Below are 26,297 nucleotides of genomic sequence, written 5' to 3' on the forward strand. Positions count from 1 at the left end.
CGCGGCCTTACTCCGCGTACTCGGTGTACTGGTCGCCGTACCCCTCGTACGTGCCGCGCTCGTCGATGACGAGCGTGCCGGCGAAGCGGTCGTGCAGGGCCTGGTGCAGGGGCTGGTCCCAGATCGCCCACAGGTAGGCCATCAGCCCGCCCACCCAGACCAGCGCCATCCCGTACGCGGCGTACTCCCACACCATCACCGCGAGGACGAGGAAGAAGAAGACACCGACCTGGTAGCCGACGTGGACGACCCCGGCGCGCCAGACCGCCTGCGTCGTGTTCATCGGCTCGCCCGCCGGACGGGCCTGCACGATGCCCAGCCCCATGACCCGCTTGCCCAGCGTCCGCCCCCACATGGAGAGCTGGACGGCCTCGTAGAGGAACGGCAGCACCGACATGACGAAGAACAGGGTGAAGATGATGGGCCAGTTCCAGATGCCGCCCTCGTCGTCGTCGGTGCCGTCACCGCCGAGGCCGAACGCGGCGATCGTCACGGGCAGGATGAGCGCGAACCCGAAGACGGCCACGAGGGCGTTGTCGATGATCCTGGCGCCTGCCCGGCGGTGGATGGGTGCCAGCTCCATCTCAGTGCCGTGAGAACCGCCATAGCCCCCGTGGGCGTCGCCGTACTGGTCGTAGGACGGCTCGTACGAGCGCCCCCAATCCTGCTGGGGCTGCTGCCACTGCTGCTGGTGCTGTGGCTGCTGCCACTGGGAGCCTTGGTACGGGGGCGGGGCACCGTGGGAACCCTGGCCCTGCGGAGGTTGGTAGCGCCGTCCGCGGCGGGGGGAATTGCTCATTTGGGGCAGTCCTCCAGGCGAAGCAACATCCGGGTGTTGCCCAACGTATTGGGCTTGACCCGGTCGAGGTCCAAGAACTCTGCCACGCCTTCGTCGTAAGAGCGGAGAAGCTCCTCATACACCTCTGGCGACACCGGCGTCCCGAGGATCTGCTCGAAGCCGTGGCGCGCGAAGAAGTCCACTTCAAAGGTAAGGCAGAACACCCTCCGCACGCCGAGTTCCCGTGCGGTGTCCAGCAGGCGGGCCACGATGCGGTGGCCGATGCCGCGTCCGCCGTACCCCTTGTCCACGGCCACCGAGCGGACCTCCGCGAGGTCCTCCCACATCACGTGCAGCGCCCCGCAGGCCACGACCGGCCCGGGCTCGCCGTGCCGGAGGTCCTCGGCGACCCAGAACTCCTGGACGTCCTCGTACAGCTTGACCGTCGACTTCTTCAGCAGGCGTCGCCCCGACCCGGCGTACAGATCGACCAGCCTGCGGATCTCCTGAACGTCGGCGGTACGGGCACGCCGGATCACGACCTCCACAAACAGGCGAGATTATCGAACGGCTCCCGATGGGCGGCGACGGCCGGGCGCCGCGCCGCGCCCCGCCCGGCCGACCTGCGACTTCGCGGGTTCTGGTTGGCATCCGATCCGCATTCCGTTAGTGTCCATCGCTGACATCGGCCTTCCGCAGGACGGAGGCCGAACCGCCGAGTCCGCGGGCCGCAAACCAGCGCCCCGGGGAGCCGGGGACCCACTTTCGGAGCGCTTACGGGGCCGCCCGCGAAGCATGGCCGTCAGGGGTGAATCCGCAGCGTCGCGGCCTGGGGTGCGCACGCTCGCGGACGGGCTGCTCCGGCCCCAACCCGTCAGCTAACCCGGTAGGCGGTTGAGGAGAGGAGAACTCGTGCAGCACTCGCGGCCTGCTTCCCTTCCACGCTTCCGCGGCCGCGCGGTCACCGTGGCCGGCGCGCTCATCGCACTGACGGCGGCGCCCAGCACCGTCGCCACCGCGCACGCCGACCCCGAGCCGTCCACCAAGGAACTCCGCTCCCAGGCCTTCAAGCTCGCCGACCAGCTGGAGCAGCTCACCGAGCAGTACAACGGCCTGAAGGTGAAGCTCGCGCAGTCCAAGCGCGCCGCCGAGGTCGCCACCGAGAACGCCGAGCGGCAGGAGAAGTCGCTCCAGGCGATCCGGCAGAAGGTCGGCGCCCTCGCCGCGACCAGCTACATGCAGGGCGGCTCCGACCCGACGGTCTCCTTCGTCGCCTCCCAGGACCCGCAGGCCGTCCTCGACCAGGCCGCCACCCTCAACTACTTCGCCAAGCGCGACAGCACCAAGGTCCTCGGGCTCATGCAGGCGATGCAGGCCGCCCAGCGCGCGCGCAAGTCCGCCGAGTCGCGCGCCAAGCAGGTCAAGGATCTGCGGACCCAGCTCGACTCGCAGCGCAAGAAGGTCACCGAGGCCTACGAGAAGGTCCGCGGCACGATCGTCAAGCGCGACCCGTCCCAGCTCGCGAAGCTCCCCGTCGTCGGCACCGGCAAGGGCGCCCAGGCGCTGCGGTACGCGATGAGCAAGCTCGGCCGCCCCTACGTCTGGGGCGCCTCCGGGCCGAGCACGTTCGACTGCTCCGGCCTGACGATGTGGGCGTACAAGCAGGTCGGCATCAACCTGCCGCACTACACCGGCAGCCAGTGGAACGCCGGCGCGCACGTGTCGCGCAGCCAGCTCCAGCCGGGCGACCTCGTGTTCTTCTACGCCGACCTCCACCACATGGGGATGTACATCGGCAACGGCAAGATGATCCACGCGCCGCACACCGGCGACGTCGTGAAGATCGCTTCCATGGACGGGCGCCCCTTCGCGGGCGGCGTCCGGGTCGCCTGACCCGGCACCCGCCCCGTTGCCCACCCCATTGCCCGCCCCATCGCCAGCCCTGTCGGCCGCGCTGTCAGTTCGAACGCCGTCCGCGGCGACGCCGCCTGCAGGGACCTACCTGCCAGGGCGCCGGCGCCGCCGCTGCGGGGTCGGACGGAGTTCGTTCTGTTCGCCGCCTGGGTCTCGCTGTGACGCTCGCCCGTCCCCTGGCGAGCGTCGGGGGGTCAAGCCGGCTAGATGAGCTGCCTCCGGGCCGCCCACACCACGGCCTCGATAGGGGTGTTGACCTCCAGCCGGTCGCAGATCGTCCGCAACCGGCGCCGCAAGGTCCGTGCGCTCAGCTCCAGCTTGCGTGCCGCCACATCGGCGGTGACACCGCTCGCGATCTGGGCGAGCAGCCGGATCTCCTCCTCGCTCAGCCCGAAATCGTCGGTGCCACGACGTGCGAGTGTGGCTGTTTCCACTCCGTCCTCCCTCGTCCGTGGTGATGACCGCGGGGATGCAGCCGTCCGCTGCACAGGCACGGGTTGGGCCTCGATCTGTACGCGCGTTGGGTTGCCGGGTCCGGAGCCCTCCGGACTTAGATCATCGGGTTCCTTTGCTGTCTCACGAGCTTGGCCGGAGGTGGCCGCCTGGCCGATTGCGGGGTCTTACGGGGGAACTCCGGGTGACGATTCACTCGTTGGTCGTCCGAGGGAGACGGGATGAGATCGCCAGCCATCCGCATCCGGCCCTCCTCGTCGGACTCGTCGGACTCGCCGCATCTTGCCGCTGAGCAAGATCGTGAATCGTTTCAAGCTACGCTTCGGCTCGGAACGCTAGGCGGCCGGATCCGGCCCGTCAAGCGCTGTTCAAATGCGGTGTGCGGCCGATCCGTGACGGTATGTAGCCGCATGATCGGCGCTATGCCGTGCATAACTCCACTACCTGGGGAAACACTCCCGGGGCGGGACGAGGAGCGAGTTGCCACAGACCAGTATTCGTGAGGTGGCGAGGCGGGCTGGAGTCTCAGTTGGGACCGTTTCGAATGTCCTAAACCGGCCAGACCTCGTGGCCGAAGCTACCCGTGACCGCGTGCGCGCGGCGATCGAGGAGCTCGGATTCGTGCGGAACGAGTCCGCGCGGCGGCTCCGGCGGCGCCCCGAACGCACCGCGGGCGAGTTCGGCGACCAGCCGCGCCGCGCGTTCGGCATCGTCGTCGAGGACCTCGCCAACCCCTACGCGTCCGATGTCGCGCGGGGCGCCGAGGCGGCCCTCAACGAGGCGGGCCACGACGCCCTCTGGCTCTCCAGCGACCACTCGTCCGCCAAGGAGCGCCGCTCGCTGCAGCTCCTGGAGGAGCAGCAGGCCGCCGGAGTCCTGATCATCCCCGTCGGCGGGGAGCCGGGCGACATCACCCGGCTGCGCGCCGCCGGCATGAGCGTGGTGGTGATCGACCGCGACTCGGCCGACGCGTGCTCGGCGCGGGTCGACCATGTCGCGGGCGGCGAGATCGCCGCGGAGCGGCTGCTCGGCATCGGCCGCCGGCGCGTCGTGTTCGTAACGGGCGTCCCGGAACCGCAGCCCTGCGTGGAGCGCCGCGACGGCGCCGCCCGGACGCTCGCCAACGCGGGCCTCGGCGAGCCCGCCACGCTCGTCCAGGACGCCCTGAGCCCCACGGAGGGCCAGGCCGCGGCCCACGAGGTCCTGGCCATGTCCCCGCGGCCGGACGGGGTGTTCTGCGCCAACGACCTGCTGGCCATCGGGCTGATCAACGAGCTGACCCGGCTCGGCGTCCGCGTCCCCGACGACATCGCCGTCATCGGCTACGACGACATCGAGCTGGCCGCGAGCGCCGCCGTCCCGCTGACCACGATCCGGCAGCCGCGCCGCGAGCTGGGCTGGGAGGCCGCCGAGCTGGCGCTGGCCGAGCTGGGCGAGGGCAAGTCGCACCAGCACCGGCAGGTCGTCCAGCGTCCCGAGCTGGTGGTCCGCGAAAGCGCTTAACCCCGCTCACCTCCCCTCGCTCCCGCTATTGACATGTCGTCTGATCTCCGGATGACTGGGGACATGGAGGACAGGACGGCACAGGTCGTGGAGGCCGAGGCGGCGGCGGTGCTCGGCTTCGACCCCGGGGACCCGGCTTTCCGGGCCGACCCCTACGCCCACTACCGGCGCCTCGCGGCGGGCGGGCGCCGCCTGCACCGCACCGAGGTCGGCCTGCGGGTGACCACGTCCTACGACCTGTGCGAGCGGGTGCTGCGCGACCCCCGCTTCGGGCACCGCCCCGAGGGCGGCGGGCTGTGGCGCGAGTCGCGGGTCCGGAACCGGTCGTTCCTCACCCTGGACCCGCCCGACCACACCAGGCTCCGGCGGCTGGTGAGCAAGGCGTTCACGCCGCGGCTCGTCGAGCGGCTGCGGCCCCGGGTCGAGGCGCTGGTCGACGAGTTGCTGGACGGCGTGTCCGGCGAGGTCGACCTGATCGCGACGCTCGCGTACCCGCTGCCCGTCATCGTGATCAGCGAGATGCTCGGCGTCCCCGCCCGGGACCGCGACCTGTTCAAGGGCTGGTCCGACAGCCTCGCCCGCGGCCTCGACCCCGACTTCCTCCTGCCGGAGGCCGAGATCGCCCAGCGCGAGACGGCCCGCGAGGAGTTCGCCGCGTACTTCCGGGAACTGGCGGCCGAGCGGCGCGCGCGCCCCCAGGACGACCTCCTGAGCGCCCTCGTGAGCGTCTCGGACGGCGGTGACGTCCTGTCGGAGGAGGAACTCCTCGCGACGTGCGTACTGCTGCTCGTAGCGGGCCATGAGACGACCGTGAACCTCATAGGGAACGGCGCTCTGGCGCTACTGCGCGATCCCGAGCAGTTGGAGATGTTCCGGGCGCGGCCTGAGAACGTCCAAGCCGCCGTGGAGGAGTTGCTCCGCTACGACCCGCCCGTCCAGCTCACGCTCAGGGCGGCCCTGGAAGACGTCGAGCTGGACGGCACGCCCGTCGAACGCGGGAAGCTCGTCCTGCTGCTGACCGGCGCCGCCAACCGCGACCCGGCCGTCTTCGACGATCCCGACCGTCTCGACCTCACCCGCTACACCGAAGGCAGGGATACGCCACGGCACCTGTCGTTCGGGCACGGCATCCACTTCTGCCTGGGCGCGCCCCTGGCCCGGCTGGAGGGCCAGGTCGCGCTGAAGAAGCTCTTCGAACGCGACGTGGCCCTCGCGTACCGGGACAACCTGGTCTACCGGGACAACCTCGTCCTGCGGGGCCTGCGCGACCTGCCGGTCACTATTCGGGCTTGACGAGCGGGAACAGGATCGTCTCGCGGATGCCCTTGCCGGTGAAGGCCATGATCATCCGATCGATGCCGGCGCCCATCCCGCCCGTGGGCGGCATCGCGTACTCCAGGGCGCGCAGGAAGTCCTCGTCCAGCTGCATGGCCTCCGGGTCGCCGCCCGCGGCGAGCAGCGACTGCTCGGTCAGCCGGCGGCGCTGCTCGACCGGGTCGACCAGCTCGGAGTAGGCGGTGCCGAGCTCGGTCCCGAAGCCGATGAGGTCCCACTTCTCGGTGAGCAGCGGCTCCTCGCGGTGCTGGCGGGTCAGCGGGGACGTCTCGACCGGGTAGTCCATGACGAACGTGGGCTGGACGAGCGTGTGCTCGATCAGCTCCTCGAAGACCTCCTGGACGAGCTTGCCCTGCCCCCACTTCGGGTCCCAGGACACGCCGCGGGCGTCGGCGAGCTTGCGGACGTCCTCGATCGGCGTGTGCGGCGTGATCTCCTCGCCGAGCGCCTCGGACACCGACCCGTAGAGGGTGATGCGCGGCCACCGGGGCAGCCCGAGGTCGATCTCGACCCCGTCATGGACGACCACGGTGGTGCCCAGGGCCGCGACGACGGCCTTCTGGTACATCCGCTGGGTCAGGTCGGCCATGTCGTTGTAGTCGAGGTACGTGCCGTAGGCCTCCAGCATCGTGAACTCGGGGTTGTGCGTGGAGTCCGCGCCCTCGTTCCGGAAGTTCCGGTTGATCTCGAAGACCTTCTCGATGCCGCCGACGACGAGCCGCTTCAGGTACAGCTCGATCGCGATGCGCAGGTAGAGGTCCATGTCGTAGGCGTTGATGTGCGTCTTGAACGGACGCGCCGCGGCACCGCCGTGGATCGGCTGAAGCATGGGCGTCTCGACTTCGAGATAGCCCTCCTCGTGCCAGAAGTCGCGCACCGCGCGCACGGTCGCGCTGCGGATCCGCGCCATCTTGCGGGCCTCGTCGTTGACGATGAGGTCGACGTAGCGCTGCCTGACCCGCGCCTCGGGGTCGGTCAGCCCGGCGTGCTTCTCCGGCAGGGGACGCAGGCACTTCGAGGTGATCGCGAACCGGTCGGCCATCACCGACAGCTCGCCCCGGCGGGAGGTGATGACCTCGCCCTCGACGCCGACGTGGTCGCCGAGGTCGACCTCGCGCTTCCAGAAGTCGAGCTGCTCCTGGCCGACGTTGGCCAGCGACAGCATGACCTGGAGGTCGCCGCCGCCGTCCCGGATGGTGGCGAAGCACAGCTTGCCGGTGTTGCGGATGAGCATGACGCGGCCGGTGACGCCGACCTTCTCGCCCGTCTCGGTGCCCGGCTCCAGGTCCGGGTGTTTCGCCCGGATCTCGGCGATGGTCGCCGTGCGGGGGAAGGTCACCGGGTAGGGGTCGATCCCGCTCTCGCGGAGCCGGTCGAGCTTCTCCCGGCGCACGCGCATCTGCTCCGGGAGCTCGTCGAAGGTCTCGTCACTCACGTCCCAAGGCTATCCGCGCCGCCGGACGCGCCGCGAACGACTTGCGCTCCTCCGGGGTGTTGCCCGCCGCCGGACGCCGCGCGCCGCGTGGATGCCGTGCGCTACGGGGTGTTGCGCTCGTAGATGAGGCGGAGCCCGATGAGCGTCAGCCACGGCTCGAAGACGTCGATGCTGCGGGACTCCTCCAGGACGAGCGGCGCGAGCCCGCCGGTGGCGATGACGGTCACCTCGTCGGGGTCCTCGGCCAGCTCGTCCGACATGCGCTCGACGATGCCGTCCACCTGGCCGGCGAAGCCGAAGATGATCCCCGACTGGAGCGCCTCGACCGTGTTCTTGGCGATCACGTTGCGCGGCCGGATCAGCTCGATCTTGTGCAGCTGCGCGCCGCGCGACGACAGCGCGTCTATCGAGATCTCGATGCCGGGCGCGATCGCGCCGCCGACGTACTCGCCCTTCGCGGACACGGCGTCGAACGTGGTCGCGGTGCCGAAGTCGACCACGATCGCGGGCCCGCCGTGGGTGTGGACGGCGGCGAGCGCGTTCACGATGCGGTCGGCGCCGACCTCCTTGGGGTTGTCCATGCGGACCGGGACGCCCGTCTTGACGCCCGGCTCCACGATCACCGCGGGCACGTCGCCGTAGTAGCGGCGGCACATCTCCCGCATCTCGTGCAGGACGGACGGGACCGTGGAGCACAGCGCGATGCCGCTGATGTCGGTCTCGGCCAGCAGGGGGCTCTGCTGGACGAGGCCCTGCAGGACCACGGCGATCTCGTCGGCGGTCCGCCGCGGATCGGTGTTGATCCTCCAGTGCTCGATCACCTCGTCGCCCTCGAAGAGTCCGAGGACGGTCTGGGTGTTACCGACGTCGATGGTGAGCAGCATCAGGTCCCCGCTGGTCAGGAGAAGTCAAGGCCGATGTCGAACACGCGCGCCGAGTGCGTCAGCGCGCCGACGGCAAGGTAGTCCACCCCGGTAACGGCGACGTCTCGGGCCCGCTCCAGGGTAAGGCCACCACTGGCCTCGAGCTCCGCCCGTCCCGCGACGGTGCGCACCGCCTCCGCCATTTCGGCGTCGGTCATGTTATCGAGCAGGATGCTCGTCGCGCCCACCTCCAGCGCCTCCCGCACCTGCGCGAGGGTGTCGCACTCCACCTGGATGTGCAGGGACGGGTACACGGCGCGGATCGCCTCGTAGGCCTGGGTGATGCTTCCGGCCGCCGCGATGTGGTTGTCCTTGATGAGCGCCGCGTCGTGCAGGCCCATCCTGTGGTTGACCCCGCCGCCGCAGTGGACGGCGTACTTCTGCAGGGCGCGCAGCCCCGGAAGGGTCTTGCGGGTGTCGCGCACGCGGGCCTTGGTGCCGTCCATCGCGTCCGCCCACCGACGCGTCGCCGTCGCGATGCCGGACAGGTGCGTGAGCAGGTTCAGGGCCGTCCGCTCGGCCCTCAGCACGGCCCTGGTCTGGCCGCTGACCGAGATGAGGACCTGCCCCGGCACCACGCGGTCGCCGTCCTCGGCCTTCGCCTCGTAGGAGACGTCCAGCGCATCGAAGACGGCGCAGGCCACCGGGACGCCGGCGACGACACCGGTCTCCCGCGCCCTGAGGTCCCCCGCCGCGGTCTCGTCCGGCGCGAAGATCGGCGTGCTGGTGACGTCGACCTCGCCGTCCTCGGCCAGCGCCGTCCGGACGAGGTTTTCCACAGCCTGTGGATCGAGCCCGGCGGCGGCGAGGCGCTGCGAGAGTTCAGGAGTCATGAGCGCTTTCCTTCCAGAGGTTCGTACGTGGTCGTCAGGACGTTCCCCGTCAGCCGGGTCACCAGATGCCCGCGCCACGCGCCGTCCGCCCGCTCGGGGAAGTCCTCGCGCCAGTGGCTCCCGCGCGTCTCCTCCCGCCGGTGCGCCGCCGCGGCGATCGCGGACGCGACGGTGTAGAGGTTGGTGGCCTCCCAGGCCGCCACCCCCGGCTCGGCGTCGCCGCGGAGACCGTCCAGTTCCCGTACCGCGCGCTCCAGCCCGTCCGCGCTCCGCAGCACCCCGACATGGGAGGTCATGATCCGCTGAATCTCGCCCCGGCTCCCGGCCGGCAGCAGCCATCCCTCCCCCGCCGTCGAAGCCGCACCGGTCCCGGCGACCGCGGCCGCGGGTCCGGCCTCGGCGGTTGCGGCGGCGGGCGCGCTGGTCGCGGGCTCGTCAGATGCGGCCGAGGGCGCCGACGGAAGATCGGTGTGGAGGGCGGCGGCGATCCGGTTGGCGAAGACCAGCCCTTCCAGCAGGGAGTTGGAGGCCAGGCGGTTGGCGCCGTGGACGCCGGTGCAGGCGGCCTCGCCGCAGGCGTACAGTCCCGGGACGGCGGTGCGGCCGTGCAGGTCGGTGCGGATGCCGCCGCTGGCGTAGTGCGCGGCGGGCACGATCGGGATCCGCTCGGTGACCGGGTCGATGCCGTGGTGCCGGCACGCGGCGAGGATGGTCGGGAAGCGCGACTCCCACATCGCGGCGCCGAAGTGGCGGGCGTCCAGGAACATGCAGGGCGCGCCGGTCTCGTGCATCCGGGTCGTGATCCCCTTGGCGACCACGTCGCGCGGGGCGAGTTCGGCGAGCTCGTGGCGTCCGGTCATGAAGCGTTCGCCCGCGTCGTCGACGAGGTGGGCGCCCTCGCCGCGGACGGCCTCGGAGATCAGCGGCTGCTGCCCGGTCGCGCCCGTGCCGAGATACAGCACGGTCGGGTGGAACTGGACGAACTCCAGGTCGGCGGCCTCGGCGCCGGCGCGCAGGGCCAGCGCGACGCCGTCCCCGGTAGAGACCTCGGGATTGGTGGTGGCCGAGAACACCTGGCCGAGCCCGCCGGTGGCGAGCACGACCGCGCGGGCGCGGACGGCGCCGACGCCGTTCGGCTGGCCCTCGCCCATCACGTGCAGGGTGATCCCGGCGGCGCGTCCGGCGGCGTCCTTCAGCAGGTCGAGCACCAGCGCGTGCTCGATGACGTCGACGCCGGAGTCCTTGAGCTCGGCGCGCAGCGCGCGGCTGATCTCGGCGCCGGTCGCGTCGCCGCCCGCGTGCGCGATGCGGCGCCGGTGGTGGCCGCCCTCGCGGGTGAGGGCGATGCCGCCGTCCGCGGCCCGGTCGAAGGCGGTGCCGAGGTCGATGAGCCCGCGCACGGCGTCCGGCCCCTCGGTGACGAGCGCCCGGACGGCGTCCTCGTCGCAGATGCCGACCCCGGCGGTCAGGGTGTCGGCGAGGTGCTCCTCGGGGCTGTCGTCCGCGGCGAGCGCGGCGGCGATGCCGCCCTGCGCCCAGCGGGTCGACCCGGCGTCCAGCAGGGCCTTGGTGACGAGCAGGACCCGCCCGTGCGGGCGGCAGCGCAGTGCGGCGACGAGGCCGGCGATGCCGGAGCCGACGACGATGACGTCGGCCTCGGCGGTCCAGCCGGGTGCGGGGGCATGGAGAACGGAAGGGATCACGAGCCCTCCTCCGGGATCGGTTCTCGTCATTATGACCCTAATCCCGGAGAACCAGGACAACCGACCCCCGCGTTCCCGCCGGAACCGCCCATTCCCGCACCTCACACGGCGGGTCGCCTGGGGACCTCGCACGGCAGGCTCGCCTCGCACGACGAATACGGGCCCGGCCCTCCGGCCGGACCCGTGGCGAGCGGGCGGGGTCAGCCGTGGACCAGGTCGCCCCGGGTGGTCTCGGTGCCGGGGACGGGCTCGGCGGGGTCGCTGCCCAGCGAGATGATCTTGTTGGAGCGGTCGACGTGCACGACGGCGGGCACGAACTCGCGGGCCTCGGCGTCGGTGAGCTGGGCGTAGCTGATGATGATCACCAGGTCGCCGGGCTGCACGAGGCGGGCCGCGGCGCCGTTGATGCCGATGACGCCGGAGCCGCGCTCGCCCGCGATCAGGTAGGTCTCCAGCCGGGCGCCGTTGTCGATGTCCACGACCGAGACCTGCTCGCCGGGCAGGAGGTCGGCGGCGTCCATCAGGTCCTGGTCGATGGTGAGCGAGCCGACGTAGTGCAGGTCCGCCTGCGTCACCGTGGCGCGGTGGATCTTGGACTTGAACATCGTCCGGATCATCAGTGCTCCTTGCCGAGCTGGAGGTGAACGTTGTCGATGAGGTGGGTGGCGCCGACGCGTCCGGCGACGGCGAGGACGGCGGGTCCGCCGCCGGCGGCGGGGGTGAAGGTCGCGGGGTCGACGAGGACGAGGTAGTCGAGCGCGAGGGGCGGGTCGGCGGTGGCGGCCTTGTCGAGGACGGCGCCGGCCGCGCCGAGCACCGCCTCCGGCCCGTCGGCCGCGGCCTCCGCACCGGCCCGCAGGGCGCGCGACAGGGCGAGGGCGGTCCGGCGCTCGGGCTCGGAGAGGTAGCGGTTGCGGCTGGAGAGGGCCAGCCCGTCGGGTTCGCGGACGGTCGCCCCGCCGATGATCCGCACGGGCACGTTGAGGTCCGCGACCATGCGGCGGATCATCGCGAGCTGCTGCGCGTCCTTCTCCCCGAAGACCGCCACGTCGGGGCGGACGAGGTTGAGCAGCTTGAGCACGACGGTCAGCATCCCGTCGAAGTGGCCGGGCCGCGCCGCGCCCTCGACGACCTCGCCCATCGGCCCCGACTTGATCGTGACCTGCGGCTCGTCCGGGTACATGACGTCGCGGTCCGGCGCGAAGACGAGGTCGACGCCTTCGCCCGCGCACGCCTCGATGTCGGCCTCGAACGTCCGCGGGTACCGGTCGAAGTCCTCGCCGGGCCCGAACTGGAGCGGGTTGACGAAGATGCTGACGGCGACCGTGTCGGCGTTGCGGCGGGCCTCGCGCATCAGGGACAGGTGCCCCTCGTGCAGCGCGCCCATGGTCGGGACGAACGCGAGCGTGCCCTCGATACGCGCGCGCGCCGCAGCCAGTTCCTCACGCGTCCGCGCGATGACGGGTTTCAAGCTGCCTCCTGAGAAGGATGCGGAGGGACAGGGGTGGCCGGGTTCGATTCGGGGTGGCCGGGGTCAATCGGCCAGGGCTTCCAGGAGGCGTTCGGCGTCCTCGGGCTTGAGCAGCCCGGCGCCCAGCGCGCGGTCGGCGGTGAGGCGGGCGAGGGCGATGTAGGCGCGGCGGCTCTCGGCGGATACCTTGCCCAGCTCGGCGACGTGGTCGGAGACCGTCCCGGCGTCGCCGCGCGCCACCGGGCCGGTGAGGCCGTCGATGCCGAGGCGCAGGCCGTTGTCGAGGGCGGCGCCGAGGAGCGGACCCAGCATGCGGCCGGGTTCGGCCACGCCCGCCCGCGCCAGCAGGTCCATCGACTCGACGACCAGGGTGACCAGGTGGTTCGCGCCGCCCGCGAGCGCCGCGTGGTACAGCGGGCGCGCCTCCTCGGTGATCCACACCGGTTCGCCGCCCATCTCCAGGACGAGCGCCTCGGCGACGGGCCGCAGCGGCTCGGGCGAGGTGACGCCGAACGAGATGCCGGTGAGCCGGTTCACGTCGTCGGGCCGCCCGGTGAAGGTCATCACGGGATGCAGCGCCAGCGGCAGCGCTCCGGCGCGGGTGAGCGGGTCGAGGACGGCCGTCCCGTACCGGCCGCTGGTGTGCACGACCAGCTTCCCGGTGACGGGCACGCCCGCCGCGACCAGGCCGGACGCGAGTTCGGGCAGCTCGTCGTCCGGGACGGTCAGCAGCACCAGGTCGGCGGCCGCCACGACGTCCTGCGGCGGGGCGACGTCCGCGCCGGGGAGGCGCTCCTCGACGCGGGACCGCGACCGGTCGGACACGGCGGCCGCGGCGACCACGCGGTGGCCCGCGCGCGACAGCGCGGCGCCGAGCGCCGTGCCGACGCGGCCGGCGCCGACGACGCCGACCGCGAGCCGCGCGGGCCGGTCCTCCGGGGCCTCCGTCCCCCCGCGGGGGGCGTTTCCGGGCGCACCGGAGGAGGGCGTGACGTTGGGGTCCATCGGTTCGTTCCAGTCCTCACGTGTAGGTACCGGACGGGCGCGAACCAGAGTACCCATGGGATCCGGTCACGTGGTCCGGTGGGTGACGAGCGCCACCCCGCCCTCCCATTCAGTCATGCGCGAGGGACTCGACGATGGACGTCCTCGCGGCGCGCCGCGCGGGCATGACGGCGGCGAGCGTCCCGGCCAGCCCGGCCAGCAGGACGAACCCGACGATCTGGAGATACGGCAGGGCGAACACGACACTGTCCGACATCGCGCTGGTCGCGGCCAGGCCGAACACGATGCCGAGCGCCACCCCGGTCACCGCGCCGATCACCGCCATGACGACCGCCTCGATGGACAGCATCCGGCGGAGCTGGCGCTTGGTGAGGCCGAGGGCGCGCAGCAGCGCCGATTCGCGGGTCCGCTCCACGACGGAGAGGGTCAGCGTGTTGGCGATGCCGAACAGCGCGATGACGATCGCGAGTCCGAGCAGCCCGCCGAAGACCATCAGCACCATGTCGATCGCGTCCTCCACCTGCTTCTGGAAGTCGGCGCTGGACTCGACCTTCGCCGCCGGGTACGGCTGCGCGGCCTGGTCGACGGCCCGGCGGACCCGCTCGCCGGGCACGGCGTCGTCGCTCTTGACGAAGATCTCGGACGGGTCCACGGCGCCGAAGTACCGGGCGAAGTCGGCCTCGGGCACGACGAGCCCGTGGAACTGCCCGCCCTGCTCGTACACGCCGCTGATCTTGACCGGGACGCTACCGCTCCGCGTCCTGATCTGGAGGGTGCGGCCGACCGTCCAGCCGGAGGAGGCCGAGGCGTCGTCCACGAACACCGTGCCCTGCTTGAGGTCGGTGAGCGCGCCGGACTTCATCTTCGGCTTCGCGACCCCGCCCCAGGCGGACGCGGTGACCGTGGTGATGTCCGCGTCCTCACCGTCGACCTTGGTCTGCTTGTCGCGCACCTCAACGACCTTCTCAACCTCCGGCCGCTTGCGCAGGTCGTCGCCGAGCGCGCGCGGGAGCGGCTCGCCGTTGTGGGTGGCGATCCTGAACTGGACGGGGAACTGCTCGTCCAGCTGGTGGCTCGCGGTGGCCTTGCTGCTCGCCCCGACGACGGCGAACAGGCTCATCAGCCCGACGCCGACGGTCAGCGCGATCGTGGTGGTGGCGGTGCGGCGCGGGGCGCGCTGCGCGTTCGCCACCGCCAGCCGCCCCGGGACGCCGCCGAGCCGTGCGGGCACGGCGCCGGCGAGCCGTCCCAGCGGGCGGACGAGGGCCGGCATCGCCGCGACGACCGCGAGGAAGAAGACGCAGCCGGAGAAGGCGACGGCGAACATCGCGGCCTCGCCCTTCTCCATCCCCAGGGCCGCGAGCACGCCGATGGCGAGGCCCGCGGCGGCGAGCAGGACGGCGGCGGCGGTGCGCCACGCGCCGAGGCGGAACCGCCCGCCGCCCGGCTCGGCGTCCGCGCGCAGCGCCGCGACGGGCGCGACGCGGGTGGCGGCACGGGCGGGCAGCAGCGCGGACAGCACCGTCACGGCGACGCCGACCGCGAGGCCGACCAGGACCGTCCGCGGCGCGAGCGACGGCCCGGTGACCGAGACGTTGCCGTCCAGGTCGCTGATCAGCACGAGCGCGCCCTGCCCGAGGCCGACGCCCGCGCCGATGCCGAGCAGCGATCCGGTCAGCCCCACCGCCGCCGACTCGGTGAGGACGCCGCCGAAGATCTGCCGGCGGGTGGCGCCGACGCAGCGCAGCAGCGCCATCTCCCGCATCCGCTGGGCGACCAGGATCGCGAACGTGTTGTAGATGACCAGCGCGGACACCAGCATCGCGACCAGCGCGAAGATCAGCAGGCCGGTGCGGATGACCTCCGTGTCGGCGCCCGCCGACTTCGCCAGCTTCGCGCCCAGCTCCGGCCCCGTGTAGACGCGGTGGCCGGGGCCGGTGGCGGCCTTCACGGCGGACGGGGAGACGGTGCCGGCGATGTCGATCTCCCGGAACGACTTCTCGCCGGTCATGCGGGCCGCGGTCGCCGGGTCGAACCCGACCGCGCCGAAGATGCTCGCCTCCTGGTCGATGCCGAAGTCGACCAGGCCGACGACGGTGAACCTGTGCGGCCGGTTCCCGTCGTCCAGGACCGTCACGGTGTCGCCGACGGTGAAGCCCTCCCGCTTGGCGACCTTGCTGTCGAGGACGGTCTCGCCGGCGCCGGACGGAGGCCGCCCCTTGTCGACCTCGTAGCGCAGCAGCCGTCCGGTGGGCACGGACATGCCCATCGTGGTGTAGTCGCCGACCGTCTTGCCGTCCTTGCCCACCAGGGCGGCCTCGCCCTTCACGGCGCCCTGGGCGTCGGTGACTCCGGGCAGGCCGCGAAGCTTCTTCAGCAGCGAGGCCGGCAGTCCGTCGTCAGACGACTCCGCCGGGAGGACGGCGACGTCCACCTTGTCGGCGGACTGGGCGAACGTCTTGGCGACGCCCTTGTTCATGGTGTCGGTCAGGACGAACGTGCCGGAGATGAAGCCGACGCCCAGCGTGATGGCGACCGCGGTCAGCAGCAGCCGAAGCTTGTGGGCGCGCAGGCCCGCCAGTGTCGTCTTCAGCATCAGGCCCCCAGGGACTTGAGCCGGTCCAGGACGGCCTCAGGGGACGGCTGGTGGATTTCGGAGACGATCGCACCGTCCCGTAGGAACACCACCCGGTCGGCGTAGGAGGCGGCCACCGAGTCGTGGGTGACCATCACGATCGTCTGCCCCATCTCCCGGACGGACGAGCGCAGGAACCCGAGGACCTCGGCGCCCGCACGCGAGTCGAGGTTCCCGGTCGGCTCGTCCGCGAAGATGACTTCGGGCCGGGCGACGATGGCGCGCGCGCACGCCACCCGCTGCTGCTGTCCGCCGGACAGCTCGCTCGGCCGGTGCCCCAGGCGGTCGCGCAGGCCGAGAACGTCCACGACCTGCTCGAACCACGCGCGGTCGGGCTTGCGTCCGGCCAGCTCCAGGGGCAGCAGGATGTTCTGCTCGGCAGTGAGCGTCGGCAGCAGGTTGAACGCCTGGAATACGAAGCCGACCCGGTCGCGGCGCAGCAGCGTCAGCTGCCGGTCGCCCATGCCGGTGATCTCGGCGTCGCCGAGCATGATCCGTCCGCCGGTGACGGTGTCGAGCCCGGCGAGGCAGTGCATCAGCGTCGACTTCCCGGACCCGGACGGGCCCATGATCGCGGTGAACGCGCCCCGGGCGAACCCGACGCCGACCCCGCGCAGCGCGTGCACGGCCGCGTCCCCGGACCCGTACACCTTCGACACGCCCTCGGCGGTGACGGCGGGCGGCGCCGCGGCGGCGGGGGATCCCCCGGGCGGATCGGTGAACGTGCTGGTCACGGTGGCTCCTTCACGGTCGTGCTGCGTCGTCGTCGGTCGGAGACCACGCTAGGAATCCGCGCCGCCGCCGCCATCGCCCCGGCGTCCACGCTCCGCGTCCCTCTCCCGGCTATCCGCGCCGCCCGTGTACGACCTGAGTCGTACGGCGCCGTCCCCCGCCCCGCCGACGCGCTCCGTTCCTGGACCGGCCCGACCAGGGCCCGGCCCGGGAACGGCTCCGGGAACGGCTCCGGGAACGGCTCCGGGAACGGCTCCGGGAACGGCTCCGGGAACGGCTCCGGGAACGGCTCCGGGAACGGAGAAGCGCCGGAGACCCGGGTGAGGTCTCCGGCGCTTCCGTGACGGGGTGCTCAGGCCCCGTCAGCGACCGATCGGCGAAGGGGTGATCAGTTGTGCACCGCCGCGCCGCCCTTGCACGACGCGAAGCTGAGGCCCACGGCGATGATGTTGTTGCCGCAGACGTTGATGGGGGCCGAGATCGGCACGATCACCTGGTTGCCGCCCAGGACCGAGCCGTTGCCGCTGGTGTGGTTGTTGTTCCCGGCGCCGCCGCCGTGGTGGTGGCCGTGGCCGTGGTGGCCGTGCCCGTGCCCGTAGCCGCCGCCGAGGGCGGAGGCGTAGGCGGGGGTGGAGGCGAGGGCGGAGCCGGCGACGGCGAGGCCGAGGATGCCGGTGGCGGCGAGCTTCTTGAACACGTGAGTCCTCCCGTACGTGGCCTTGGGGCCCGATCTGACATTGCCGACGTCACCCGCGAAGGTGACGTCGCGTACGGTAGTTACGCAGCTACTCTCAGGTAGGACAAGTCCGTCCCGTGCCCCGACGTCAAAAGGTCACCATGGAGCAACCAAGCCGTTACAGATTGTGACCGCTTTGACCGCTTTTGACAAGCCCTGTCTCGTAGGCGAACACGACCGCCTGCACCCTGTCGCGAAGGCCCAGCTTCATCAGGATCCGTCCCATATGCGTCTTGACCGTGGCCTCCGAGACGTAGAGCCGGCCGGCGATCTCCGCGTTCGACATCCCGCGCGCGACGAGCCGGAGCACCTCGCCCTCACGCTCGGTGAGGGTCTCCAGCGCGCCGTTCGCCTTCTCCGCCGCGTCCGGCAGATGCACCGCGAACCGGTCCAGGAGGCGCTTCGTGGTGCTCGGCGCCACCACCGCGTCCCCCGAGTGCACCGCCTTGATCGCCTCGATGAGCTGGGCCGGCCCGGCGTCCTTCAGCATGAACCCGCCGGCCCCCGCCTTGATCGCGGCGAACGCGTACTCGTCGAGGTCGAACGTGGTCAGGATGACCACCTTCGGCCCGCCCCGCGCGACGACCAGCCGCGTCGCCTCGATCCCGTCCATCCGCGGCATCCGCACGTCCATGAGCACGACGTCGGCCCGGACCGTCCGGAGCAGCTCCAGCGCCTGGACGCCGTCGCCCGCCTCGCCCACGACCTCGATGTCGGGCTGGGCGTCCAGCACCATCGTGAACCCGGCGCGCACCAGCTCCTGGTCGTCCACGAGCACCACCCGGATGGGCTCCGCCGGCTCCGCCACCTCGTCAAAGTCCGCCATGCTCGCCTTCCGTCACGTGCTCGTCCATCGCTTCGCGGCGCGGGTCACGCCGCGACCTCCTCGCGGACGGGGATCCGCGCGACCACCTCGAACCCGCCCCCGGCGCACGGTGCCGCGCGGACCTCGCCCCCGTACACGGCGACGCGTTCCCGCATCCCGGCCAGGCCGTGGCCGCGTCCGTCGTCGAAGGCCGCCGCGCCGCGCCCGTCGTCCCGCACCCGGATCTCCAGCGCGTCGCCGCCGTACCGCAGCAGGACCGCCACGTTCGCCCGGGGACCTCCGTGCTTGAGCGTATTGGTCAGCGCCTCCTGGACGATCCGGTACACGGTGAGCTGCCGCCCCTCCGACATGCCCGCGGGCGTCCCCTCCACCTGGTACGTCACCCGGAGCCCGGACGCCCTGACCTGCTCCACCAGGTCGTCCAGCTCGGCGACCCCCGGCTGCGGGGCGAACGCCCCCGCGTCGTCGTCCTCGCGCAGGACGCCGAGGAGCCGCCGCATCTCCGCCAGCGCCAGGCGCCCCGTCGAGGAGATCGTGTCGAGCGCCTGCCTGGCCCGTCCCACATCGGTGTCGATCGCGTAGGACGCGCCGTCGGCCTGCACCACGATCACGCTGACGTTGTGCGCGATGACATCGTGCAGCTCCCTGGCGATACGGGCTCTTTCCGCGGCCATGGCCATCTTGACCTCGTTGTCGCGTTCACGTTCCAGCCGCTCCGCCCGCTCCTCCACCGAGCGCAGGTAGGCGCGGCGCGTCCGCATGTGGAGGCCGAGCACGTACACCCCGGCCACCAGCAGCGTCATCATCACGAACGTGACCTTGCGGTCCTCGGCGCCGGACGGGTACCGCCACGTGACCATGCCCGCGCCGATCTCGGCGACGAACACCGCCGCGAGCCCCCAGCGGATCGAGCATCCGGCCGTGACCGTGTAGAGCCCGATCAGGACGGCGACGTTGGCCGGGACCGGGAACATCCCCTCTACGCACTGGCCGAACGAGACCAGGGCGACCACGGCGAAGACGGTGCGGGGAAAGACCCGGCGCAGAATGAGGGATCCGGTCATCCCGAGCGTGAGCGCGAGGAAGACGTACCTGCTCATCTGGTAGGTCCCGGCCAGCAGCGAGGGCAGGGAGACCAGCAGGACCGGGGCCGCGAAGAACGCGTCGACGAGCGGCTTCTTCCGCCGCAGCCATTCCCAGCCATTCGCCACCATGCCGACAGGGTATGTACACGCTGGTCAGCCGTGGATCAGCCGCAGGTCGGACGCACGTCCATCCCAAGGAGGGCCACGTGAACGCCGACCCGCCCTTGGGAGACCCCACATGAAACCCCGCCGCGCCAGGACAGCACAGTCGCACCACCGGGCCACGGCTGATGGCGCAGGGGACGCCGTTGCGCGCGGTAACGTCACAGACGTGGCGGCGGTGGTTTCCGAATGGCTGACATGGCGCACGGCGATGGAGCGGGCGCTGTACGGGGAGGACGGCTTCTACCGGCGCGGCGAACGCCCGGCGGAGCACTTCCGTACCTCGGTGCACGCCTCACCGCGGTTCGCCGCCGCCATCGTCCGCCTGCTGACCGAGGTCGACGCCCTCCTGGGGCACCCCGAGCGGCTGGACGTCGTCGACATCGGCGCCGGGTCCGGACGGCTGCTCGGCAACATCCTGGCCTGCGCGCCCGGCGACCTCGCGGCCCGGCTCGTCCCGACGGCGGTGGAGATCGCGCCGCGCCCCGCGGACGTCCCGTCCCGGATCACCTGGCGGCCCGACCTCCCCGAGAGCATCACCGGCCTCGCCGTCGCGAACGAATGGCTCGACAACGTGCCGCTGGACGTCGTCGAGCGCACACCGGACGGCGTCCGGACCGTGCTCGTCGACCCGTCCACCGGACTGGAGCGCCCCGGCCCGCCGCCGTCCGACGAGGACCGCGACTGGCTGGAGCGCTGGTGGCCGCTCCGCGAACCCGGCGACCGCGCCGAGATCGGGCACCCGCGCTGCGACGCCTGGGCCTCGGTGATCGGGCGGCTCTCCCGCGGCCTCGCGATCGCCGTCGACTACTCCCACGCGCGCGACGCCCGCCCGGTGTACGGGACGCTGACCGGCTACCGCGACGGCGCCACCGTCCCCGCCGTCCCCGACGGCTCGTGCGACGTCACCGCCCACGTCGCGCTGGACGCCTGCACCACGGCCGGAGAGCGCGCTGGCGCCACCTCCACCCTGCTGACCACCCAGCGCGACGCACTGCGGGCCCTCGGCCTGTCCGGCGCGCGGCCGCCTCTGGACCTGGCCCACCGCGACCCGCGCGCCTACCTCGCCGCTCTGTGCCACGCGGGCGAGGACGCCGAACTGATCGACCCGGCCGGCCTGGGCGGCTTCGGCTGGCTGGCCCAGACCGTGGGCATCCCGCTGCCGACCGCCCTCACCTGACCACCCCGCACAACGCCCCGCTCGGGTCAGACAGCGCGACCTCAAGGTCGTCAGCCCAGGGCTACGCCGCCTCTACCAGCGCTCCGTCCGAGGGCCCTCGGGTCAGCACTCGACGTGGAGGGCCTCCAGGCCGCGCAGGACGTAACCGGGCTTCCAGGTCGGCTCGGCCGCCAGGCGGAGGCCGGGTGCAGCGCGGAGCAGCGCGCCGAACGACTCGGCGAGCTCGATGCGGGCGAGCGGCGCGCCCAGGCAGTAGTGGACGCCGAGCCCGAACGTGATGTGCGGGTTCGGGTCGCGGGACAGGTCGAGCCGGTCCGGCTCGGTGAACACCGCCGGGTCCCGGTTGGCGGACGCGAACTGCAGCGCGACCTCGGCACCCCGCGGGATGCCGACGCCGGCGACCGTGATGTCCTCCAGCACCCAGCGTTCGAACATGGGCGCGGGCGTGTCGTAGCGGAGCAGCTCCTCCACGGCCGTGGGGATGAGCGACGGGTCGGCGCGCAGCCGCTCCAGCTCGCCGGGGTTGCGGAACAGGGCCCACCAGCCGTTGCCGGTCGCGTTGACGGTGGCCTCGTGCCCGGCGTTGAGCAGCAGGACGCAGGTGCCGATCAGCTCGTCCTCGGTGAGGCGGTCGCCTTCGTCCACGACCTGCGCGAGGGCGGTGATCAGGTCGTCGCGCGGCTCGTCACGGCGGGCCCGGGCCAGGCCGCGCAGGTAGTCGGAGAACTCCACGGCCGCGCGGACGGCCGTGCGCTGCACCTCCTCCGGCGGATTCAGCTCGTACATGCCGCAGATGTCGGCCGACCAGGGACGCAGGAGGTGGCGGTCCTCGGCGGGCACCCCGAGCATCTCGGCGATCACGTTCACCGGCAGCGGCTCGGCGACCTCGGCGAGCAGGTCCCCGCCGCCCGCGGCGGCCAGGTTCCCGGCCAGCTCGCCGGCCAGCCGCCTGATCGTCGGGCGCAGGCCCTCGACCATCCGCGCGGTGAACGCCTTCGACACCAACCGCCGCAACCGCGTGTGGACCGGCGGCTCCACGTCCAGCATCCCGGCACGGATCAGGTCCCAGAACGGCTTGAGGAAGTCCGCCTCCGGCTCCTGGCCGAACTCCTCGTGGCTCGCGATGTGCAGGTAGGACCGCCCTAGCCGCCGATCGCGCAGCAGTGCGTCGACGTCCTCGTGCCGGCTGATCACCCACTGGCCGGTCGGCTCGTGGAAGAAGACCGGGCTCTCGTCGCGAAGCCGCTCGAACGCCGGATAGGGGTTCGCCACGAAATCAGCTGACCAGGGGTCATAGGCCACATCGCTCATGAACACGAAGATATGCGCATCCCGCCGCCCGCGCCGACACCCTGACGCATGTCCGCGGGCGCCGGCCGCCGGTGGCTCGGGTCTCCGTCTGCTCCCACTACTCGGCCGACCCGGTCCGCGGCGGCCGGCGCGCTCACCCGGAGGTCAGCGAGGCGACACCGCTGATCTCCCGTCTAGTCGAAGCCGAAGGTGGAGGAGAGGGGCCGATGCCTGAAGAGGCTCGCCGGAACGGCGTCGGCGAGGGCCTTGTACCCGGCCGGATTCAGATGCAGGTGGTCACCCACGTCATGGGCGGGGAGCAGCCGGCCGGTCGCGGACGGATCGCGCGCCGCCCGGTCGAAGTCGATCACCGCGTCGAAGCGGCGGCTGGTGCGGATCCAGGCGTTGACCGCCTGCCGCGCCCTCTCCCTGTACCCGCCCGGATCGTCGTACATGGTGTTGCCGCCGAACGGGGTCAGCGTCGCGCCGTACACCCGGATGCCCTGCGCGTGCGCGCGGACGATGATCTGGTCGTAGGCGGCGATCAGGCGGTCCGCGACCTGCTTCTGCGCGTCCGGTGCGGCCTCCGCGGTCCCGATGTCGTTGACGCCCTCGAAGACGACGAGCCACCGGACGCCGCTCTGCGCCAGCACATCGCGATCCAGCCTGGCGAGCGCGTTGGGCCCGAGTCCGTCGTCGAGGACGCGGTTACCGCCGGCGGCCTGGTTCACGATGGCGATGCCGGACGTCGCCGGACGGGACTGCAACCGGTCGAGCAACTGGTCGGGCCAGCGGTCGTTCCCGTTCGTCGTGGAGCCGCGCCCGTCGGTCAGCGAGTCGCCGAGCATGACGGCCGCCGCCGTGGCGGGCTTGGCCCATACCTCCAGGCCGCTGAGAAAGTACCAGTGGTCGGTGCGGGCCGCCCCGGGCAGATCGGTGTCGGCGACATGCTCACCGGCCACCATGTGGGACGTGGTCCTGGAGCCTGGATGGGACGTGATGCTGGTCGACGCCTGGCCGTCCGCCAGATAGATCGTCACCGTCAGGACCGAGCGCGGCACCACCGGGAACTCCAGCGGGTCGGACACCATCTGCGCGCCGACCGGAATGACGACGGACGGACCTCCATGGAAGGTCACCGGCCGGGACGTCCCCGGCTCGATCGCCCCCGCCCCGGCCTGCCCGCCCGCCGGAAGCGCCACCGACACCTTCGTGATGGGCAGCGCCGCGCCGCCGAAGGCGTTCGAGAACCGCAGCCGCAGGTTCCGGCCGCCGACGGAGACCCGCACGGTCTGCCGCAGGGTCGCGTCCTCGAAGACCCCGTCGTCCTGCGTGAACGGCGGTGGAGGCATGTTCCCCGGCTCCGTCAGCTGCGGCATCGACACCCAGCCGTCGACCCAGTGGCCACCGATCTCCGGGGCGGCCGGACCACCGGCGCTCCGCGGCGCCCCCTCCGCCCCGGATAACGACGCGACGACGAGAGCCACCGCGAGCAGGAGCACCGCGACCAATCGACCGGCCGGATGCTTCGCGCCCACCTGTCGCACGAGCGCGCCCGCTCGCGCGACGCGGGCACGCGGTTCACGTCTCATCGGAGACCTCCGATCGCACTCTGCACACCAGGGCGAAAGCTTCGAAAGGTTTCGATCACTTTCGAAGCCCGCCGCCGAACGTACGCCGGGCCGATCACCCCGTCAAGCGACCCGAAACGATCCGCTCACACCGCCTCACTCCCTCTACCCGACCGCAGAATTCCGCCAGAACCGCCTTCCAGAACCCCTAAGACAACCTGGAATCCGCCATTGACCGCCCCCGCCAGTCGGCGTACGTTACCCGAGAAACAGCCCGATACCTTTCGAAACTTTCAGCCGACCATCCCCTCACCGCCCACTTCGCAGCGCCGCCCGCTCCCTCCCAGCGCCGCGCCTCAACACGCAGCCCGCCCGCACTGCCACTCCACTCCTCATCACACTCCGCCCCTCATCACACCCCGCCCTTCACCGGCCCCCGCCCTTCACCGGCCCTCGCCAGTTGCTGACCCCGGCCACTTACCGACCCCGGCCAATGACGCACACGCCCTTGATCCACCGGCTACTTCCGCAGGCCAGTACCCGCCTCTCGACCTCGTGGAGGGAAGATGACCCAAGACCCGTACTCCCCAGGACGATCCGGTTCAGGGCCGTCGGGATGTTCGCGGCGCGGTCGGCGTTCTGCCGGACGTCCTCGCGGCGGGATGACGTCGGCGGCTCTCGCCACCGCTGCGGCGGCCGCGGTCACGGTCATGCCCGCGGTCGGGCACGCGGCCGTCACCGGGGCGCACCCCCACGGGCGATGTCCGAACGGGTACGTCGCGCTCACCTATGACGACGGGCCGACCGCCGCGACGCTGCCGGCGCTGCTCGAAAGGCTGCGGGCCGCCGGTGCACGGGCCACCTTCTTCAACCAGGGGAACAACTCCGAGGCCCGTCCCGACCTCGTCCGCGCCCAGCAGCGCGCCGGGATGTGGATCGGCAACCATACGAACACCCACCCTCACCTGCCCGAGCTGGACGAGCCCGCCGCGTTCAAGGAGATCCTCGGTACTCAGGTGACCCTGCGGCGCATCACCGGCCAGTGGCCCGCGCTGTTCCGTCCGCCCTACGGGGAGACCAGCGACCGGGTCAGGCGGGACGAGGCTCGCCTGAGGGTCCTGGAGGTCCTGTGGACGGTCGACTCCCGGGACTGGGCCGGGGCGAGCACGGACGAGATCGTCGCGGCCGCCCGCACCCTCCAGCCGGGCGGCATCCTGCTGATGCACGACTGGGCCCAAGCGTCGGTCGACGCCGTGCCGCGGATCGTCAGCGATCTCCGGGACCGCGGCCTCTGCCCCGGCAGGATCGCCTTCACCCCGCGCAAGGTCCCCTTCGGCGACACCTCCTTCCATGCGGTCGCGGTAGCGCCCTGACCCGCGTCGGACCGTCCACCACGGTGACGGATCCGCGATGGCGGTCGGCCCGCCTCCCCCTCTCGGCGGGCCGACCGGTTCCCATGGTCAGGGCGGGCACCACGACATGGAACTAGAACGTGATTCTGTGGATATCCGGGCGGAGGGTTCCGTCAGCTCCCGCCGTCAGGGCATGCGAGGGCGTTGTCAGCGGGCCCAGTGGGTGGGGTCGCCGCCGCCTGCGCGGCGGGCGGCCAGGGCACGGCGGGCGGTGCTCTCGACGATCGCGCGGGCCTCGCCGAGTTCGCGGTCCGTGGCCGCCACCTGTACCGGCCCTGGCGGCGCGTCGACGTGGACGGTGGCCAGCCCCAGGAGGCGTTGGAACGGGTTGACGGTGAGCCGGACGCTCTGCGCGCGCGCGTGCGCGATCACGTCGGTACGGCGGCAGGGCCAGCCGTGCCGGGTCACGAACACCACATCGTCCGTGCCGGCACCGTCCGCACGGTCGATCGCCACGGCCTTGGAGGACGCTGGGACGAGAGGGACGGCGTCCACGTGCGTCCCGGGGAACACCTGGGAGACGAGATGCATGGCGACATGGCGCGGCGCGACGGGGAGCAGGGTCGAAGACAGGGCCTGGCGCTCACCCGCGTAGCCCGCGACGGTGACCTCGACACGGGCCCAGCCCATGCTCCGCCAGAACGTCGGCTCGATGATGCTGACGGCCTGCACGCGGCCCGGGGGCAGCGTCTGCATGCGGGTCTCCAGGAGCCCGTAGCGCAGGCGGATGCCGTCCGGTGACATCGCGACCGTGAAGTTCGCGTACATCACCAGGGGGGCGATGACGGCGCGGATGAGGCCGAGCAGGACGGGGATGGTGACCGCCAGCATGCCGCCTTCCGCGTACATCACGAGGAAGATGAGCGACGCCATGAAGAGCACGATCGTCCCGAGGACGGGCAGCTTCACCAGCAGGGAGGCGAACAGCACGCCGAACGGGACGCGCCACACGTGCCGTTCCGGCGCCTCCGGCGTGTGGCCCGGCAGCCCGGCGGCGCGCGCGAGCAGTTCAGCCCGCAGTTGCTGCGCGGAGTTCCGCCCCAGATAGCGGAGTGCGATCTCGCTCTGCCCGCCGCCGGCCAGTTCCACGCGCACCTCCGCCAGGGCGAACACCCGCGTCACCAGGGGGCGGACGAGGTCGATGGCCTGGATGCGCGAGAGCGGGATGCGGCGCTTGTTCTTGCGGAGGATGCCGGTCTCGACGACGAGGTCGTCGTTGTCGATGCGGAAGCGGAGGGAGAGCCACGTCCACAGGCCCGACCCCACCGCGATGAAGCCCATGGGGATGGTCACGATGAGGAACCTGACGATCACC

23 protein-coding genes and 1 riboswitch are annotated in these 26,297 nt (G+C 71.9%); of the genes, 5 read left to right on the forward strand and 18 right to left on the reverse strand.

What is annotated here, in order from left to right; translation table 11 throughout:
* Positions 1-7 precede the first annotated feature (7 nt).
* Together CHF16_RS27700 and CHF16_RS27705 are read right to left on the reverse strand one after the other, a co-directional pair.
* Positions 8-799, reverse strand: coding sequence for an RDD family protein (locus tag CHF16_RS27700; RefSeq protein ID WP_089329075.1), 792 nt, complete (start codon positions 797-799; stop codon positions 8-10).
* Entirely contained in the window at positions 796-1,326 is a 531-nt protein-coding gene (locus CHF16_RS27705; protein ID WP_425427518.1) for an amino-acid N-acetyltransferase, read from the reverse strand. Before CHF16_RS27705 ends, CHF16_RS27700 begins: the two co-directional genes overlap by 4 nt.
* Positions 1,327-1,481: 155 nt before the next feature.
* Positions 1,482-1,687, forward strand: a riboswitch (cyclic di-AMP (ydaO/yuaA leader).
* A 3-nt stretch (positions 1,688-1,690) separates the two neighbouring features.
* Between CHF16_RS27705 and CHF16_RS27710 the strand changes: the two genes are divergently transcribed.
* Positions 1,691-2,671, forward strand: coding sequence for a C40 family peptidase (locus CHF16_RS27710; RefSeq protein ID WP_245869341.1), 981 nt, complete (start codon positions 1,691-1,693; stop codon positions 2,669-2,671).
* 224 nt (positions 2,672-2,895) lie between these two features.
* On the opposite strand, the gene CHF16_RS27715 is transcribed toward CHF16_RS27710, so the two are convergent.
* Positions 2,896-3,126: a transcriptional regulator gene (locus CHF16_RS27715; protein ID WP_021591725.1), complete on the reverse strand. Its 231-nt coding sequence runs from the start codon at positions 3,124-3,126 to the stop codon at positions 2,896-2,898.
* Between the two features lie 463 nt (positions 3,127-3,589).
* On the opposite strand from CHF16_RS27715, the gene CHF16_RS27720 reads away from it, so the two are divergent.
* Both CHF16_RS27720 and CHF16_RS27725 read left to right on the forward strand, forming a co-directional pair.
* Positions 3,590-4,648 (forward strand): LacI family DNA-binding transcriptional regulator, encoded by a 1,059-nt coding sequence (locus CHF16_RS27720; RefSeq protein ID WP_425427520.1) that lies wholly within the window; start codon positions 3,590-3,592, stop codon positions 4,646-4,648.
* Positions 4,649-4,699: 51 nt separating this feature from the next.
* The gene (locus CHF16_RS27725) at positions 4,700-5,941 is read left to right on the forward strand and encodes a cytochrome P450 (protein ID WP_245869346.1); all 1,242 of its coding nucleotides are present in this window, start codon (positions 4,700-4,702) and stop codon (positions 5,939-5,941) included.
* On the opposite strand, the gene lysX is transcribed toward CHF16_RS27725, so the two are convergent.
* The 12 genes from lysX to CHF16_RS27790 all read right to left on the reverse strand — a co-directional run bounded on the left by lysX (position 5,928) and on the right by CHF16_RS27790 (position 19,496).
* Complete coding sequence (gene lysX / locus CHF16_RS27730) at positions 5,928-7,382, reverse strand: bifunctional lysylphosphatidylglycerol synthetase/lysine--tRNA ligase LysX (protein ID WP_245869371.1); 1,455 nt, start codon at positions 7,380-7,382, stop codon at positions 5,928-5,930. The two genes, CHF16_RS27725 and lysX, sit on opposite strands and share 14 nt — an antisense overlap.
* A gap of 137 nt (positions 7,383-7,519) precedes the next feature.
* Positions 7,520-8,302, reverse strand: a complete 783-nt coding sequence (locus tag CHF16_RS27735; protein WP_089329079.1) for a type III pantothenate kinase — start codon at positions 8,300-8,302, stop codon at positions 7,520-7,522.
* A 14-nt stretch (positions 8,303-8,316) separates the two neighbouring features.
* Positions 8,317-9,174, reverse strand: a complete 858-nt coding sequence (gene nadC / locus CHF16_RS27740) for a carboxylating nicotinate-nucleotide diphosphorylase (RefSeq protein WP_089329080.1) — start codon at positions 9,172-9,174, stop codon at positions 8,317-8,319.
* Positions 9,171-10,877, reverse strand: a complete 1,707-nt coding sequence (locus tag CHF16_RS27745; protein WP_245869349.1) for an L-aspartate oxidase — start codon at positions 10,875-10,877, stop codon at positions 9,171-9,173. The genes nadC and CHF16_RS27745 overlap by 4 nt, the downstream gene beginning before the upstream one ends.
* Positions 10,878-11,077: 200 nt before the next feature.
* Positions 11,078-11,494: an aspartate 1-decarboxylase gene (gene panD, locus CHF16_RS27750; RefSeq protein ID WP_089329082.1), complete on the reverse strand. Its 417-nt coding sequence runs from the start codon at positions 11,492-11,494 to the stop codon at positions 11,078-11,080.
* On the reverse strand, positions 11,494-12,348 hold the full coding sequence (panC, locus tag CHF16_RS27755; RefSeq protein WP_089329083.1) for a pantoate--beta-alanine ligase: 855 nt from the start codon (positions 12,346-12,348) through the stop codon (positions 11,494-11,496). Before panC ends, panD begins: the two co-directional genes overlap by 1 nt.
* Before the next feature lie 63 nt (positions 12,349-12,411).
* Positions 12,412-13,353, reverse strand: a complete 942-nt coding sequence (locus CHF16_RS27760) for a Rossmann-like and DUF2520 domain-containing protein (RefSeq protein WP_089329084.1) — start codon at positions 13,351-13,353, stop codon at positions 12,412-12,414.
* A 109-nt stretch (positions 13,354-13,462) separates the two neighbouring features.
* Entirely contained in the window at positions 13,463-15,949 is a 2,487-nt protein-coding gene (locus CHF16_RS27765) for an ABC transporter permease (RefSeq protein WP_089329085.1), read from the reverse strand.
* A complete protein-coding gene (locus CHF16_RS27770; RefSeq protein ID WP_089329086.1) occupies positions 15,949-16,722 on the reverse strand; it encodes an ABC transporter ATP-binding protein in 774 nt (257 codons plus the stop codon). Before CHF16_RS27770 ends, CHF16_RS27765 begins: the two co-directional genes overlap by 1 nt.
* Positions 16,723-17,108: 386 nt before the next feature.
* Positions 17,109-17,417 (reverse strand): chaplin family protein, encoded by a 309-nt coding sequence (locus tag CHF16_RS27780; RefSeq protein ID WP_089329087.1) that lies wholly within the window; start codon positions 17,415-17,417, stop codon positions 17,109-17,111.
* A gap of 157 nt (positions 17,418-17,574) precedes the next feature.
* Complete coding sequence (locus CHF16_RS27785) at positions 17,575-18,282, reverse strand: response regulator (protein WP_089329088.1); 708 nt, start codon at positions 18,280-18,282, stop codon at positions 17,575-17,577.
* Positions 18,283-18,326: 44 nt separating this feature from the next.
* Complete coding sequence (locus CHF16_RS27790; protein ID WP_089329089.1) at positions 18,327-19,496, reverse strand: sensor histidine kinase; 1,170 nt, start codon at positions 19,494-19,496, stop codon at positions 18,327-18,329.
* Between the two features lie 202 nt (positions 19,497-19,698).
* On the opposite strand from CHF16_RS27790, the gene CHF16_RS27795 reads away from it, so the two are divergent.
* A complete protein-coding gene (locus CHF16_RS27795) occupies positions 19,699-20,709 on the forward strand; it encodes an SAM-dependent methyltransferase (protein WP_342750134.1) in 1,011 nt (336 codons plus the stop codon).
* Between the two features lie 102 nt (positions 20,710-20,811).
* On the opposite strand, the gene CHF16_RS27800 is transcribed toward CHF16_RS27795, so the two are convergent.
* Together CHF16_RS27800 and CHF16_RS27805 are read right to left on the reverse strand one after the other, a co-directional pair.
* A complete protein-coding gene (locus CHF16_RS27800; RefSeq protein ID WP_089329124.1) occupies positions 20,812-22,020 on the reverse strand; it encodes a cytochrome P450 in 1,209 nt (402 codons plus the stop codon).
* A 173-nt stretch (positions 22,021-22,193) separates the two neighbouring features.
* Entirely contained in the window at positions 22,194-23,501 is a 1,308-nt protein-coding gene (locus CHF16_RS27805; RefSeq protein WP_245869351.1) for an SGNH/GDSL hydrolase family protein, read from the reverse strand.
* Positions 23,502-24,232: 731 nt separating this feature from the next.
* Here CHF16_RS27805 and CHF16_RS27810 point away from each other — a divergent pair.
* Complete coding sequence (locus tag CHF16_RS27810) at positions 24,233-24,943, forward strand: polysaccharide deacetylase family protein (RefSeq protein WP_179271731.1); 711 nt, start codon at positions 24,233-24,235, stop codon at positions 24,941-24,943.
* A gap of 186 nt (positions 24,944-25,129) precedes the next feature.
* Here the strand turns inward: CHF16_RS27810 and CHF16_RS27815 are convergent, their stop codons facing one another.
* Positions 25,130-26,275, reverse strand: a complete 1,146-nt coding sequence (locus CHF16_RS27815; RefSeq protein WP_245869354.1) for a PH domain-containing protein — start codon at positions 26,273-26,275, stop codon at positions 25,130-25,132.
* Between the last annotated feature and the right edge of the window lie 22 nt (positions 26,276-26,297).

The sequence above is a fragment of the Actinomadura meyerae genome (assembly GCF_900188445.1).
Taxonomy (GTDB): domain Bacteria; phylum Actinomycetota; class Actinomycetes; order Streptosporangiales; family Streptosporangiaceae; genus Spirillospora; species Spirillospora meyerae.

What these genes read in the sequence shown, in the direction of transcription:
- CHF16_RS27700 (WP_089329075.1), bottom strand. Translation starts at nt 799, where the DNA reads ATGAGCAATTCCCCCCGCCGCGGACGGCGCTACCAACCTCCGCAGGGC.
- CHF16_RS27725 (WP_245869346.1), top strand. Translation starts at nt 4,700, where the DNA reads ATGACTGGGGACATGGAGGACAGGACGGCACAGGTCGTGGAGGCCGAG.
- lysX (WP_245869371.1), bottom strand. Translation starts at nt 7,382, where the DNA reads ATGCGCGTGCGCCGGGAGAAGCTCGACCGGCTCCGCGAGAGCGGGATC.
- CHF16_RS27735 (WP_089329079.1), bottom strand. Translation starts at nt 8,302, where the DNA reads ATGCTGCTCACCATCGACGTCGGTAACACCCAGACCGTCCTCGGACTC.
- nadC (WP_089329080.1), bottom strand. Translation starts at nt 9,174, where the DNA reads ATGACTCCTGAACTCTCGCAGCGCCTCGCCGCCGCCGGGCTCGATCCA.
- panD (WP_089329082.1), bottom strand. Translation starts at nt 11,494, where the DNA reads ATGATCCGGACGATGTTCAAGTCCAAGATCCACCGCGCCACGGTGACG.
- CHF16_RS27760 (WP_089329084.1), bottom strand. Translation starts at nt 13,353, where the DNA reads ATGGACCCCAACGTCACGCCCTCCTCCGGTGCGCCCGGAAACGCCCCC.
- CHF16_RS27765 (WP_089329085.1), bottom strand. Translation starts at nt 15,949, where the DNA reads ATGCTGAAGACGACACTGGCGGGCCTGCGCGCCCACAAGCTTCGGCTG.
- CHF16_RS27785 (WP_089329088.1), bottom strand. Translation starts at nt 18,282, where the DNA reads ATGGCGGACTTTGACGAGGTGGCGGAGCCGGCGGAGCCCATCCGGGTG.
- CHF16_RS27790 (WP_089329089.1), bottom strand. Translation starts at nt 19,496, where the DNA reads ATGGTGGCGAATGGCTGGGAATGGCTGCGGCGGAAGAAGCCGCTCGTC.
- CHF16_RS27800 (WP_089329124.1), bottom strand. Translation starts at nt 22,020, where the DNA reads ATGAGCGATGTGGCCTATGACCCCTGGTCAGCTGATTTCGTGGCGAAC.
- CHF16_RS27810 (WP_179271731.1), top strand. Translation starts at nt 24,233, where the DNA reads ATGACGTCGGCGGCTCTCGCCACCGCTGCGGCGGCCGCGGTCACGGTC.